At 34.7% G+C, this 479-nt stretch carries 1 protein-coding gene; it reads right to left on the bottom strand.

Features of this window, described 5'->3' with window-relative positions; translation table 11 throughout:
• Positions 1–340 precede the first annotated feature (340 nt).
• Positions 341–479 (bottom strand): helix-turn-helix domain-containing protein (locus tag SB749_RS18700; protein WP_410711621.1); only part of this gene is annotated, 139 nt, incomplete at its 5' end.

The following is a 479-nucleotide window of genomic DNA, read 5'->3' as shown; positions in this document are numbered from 1 at the left end:
CATCAATGAATTACTCCAGAATAAAATCTTCTACATATATTTCTGCTTTGCCTAACTCTTCTCATGGCAATATCTTTAAATGCCTTGATTCTATTGGTTTTTAGTTTTTTAGATAGATGCTGTTATTGATGACTATAGTTGCAGTAGTTAACTAGCCTTGAAACCAAGTGTGATAAGGGTTTTATAGGTCTGTGCACCATAGGTCTTAGTGTTCAATAGCTCTCACACCTCAACGTTACAAAGCATTCACACAGACTTAGTCTCTAGCTATTTCTATGTTAAGCACAATCAATCAAGGCTAATAAAAGGATAGGGGTATTTATTTAAAATATCTGAGCTACTAGCTCTCTTTTAATACTCTATACACAGTAGCCACACCAACACCAACTGCCTTAGCTATTTCATCTTTTGTCATGTTATTTTGACTTGCCAGCTCTCTAATACGTTTATGTTTTTCTGTATTTGCTGTCTTACCTGAA

The sequence above is a fragment of the Brevibacterium sp. SIMBA_078 genome, from assembly GCF_046534565.1.
In the GTDB taxonomy this organism is placed as follows: domain Bacteria; phylum Actinomycetota; class Actinomycetes; order Actinomycetales; family Brevibacteriaceae; genus Brevibacterium.
Note: the sequence above shows the minus strand (reverse complement) of the source record. Positions and strands in the feature narration are given on the sequence as shown.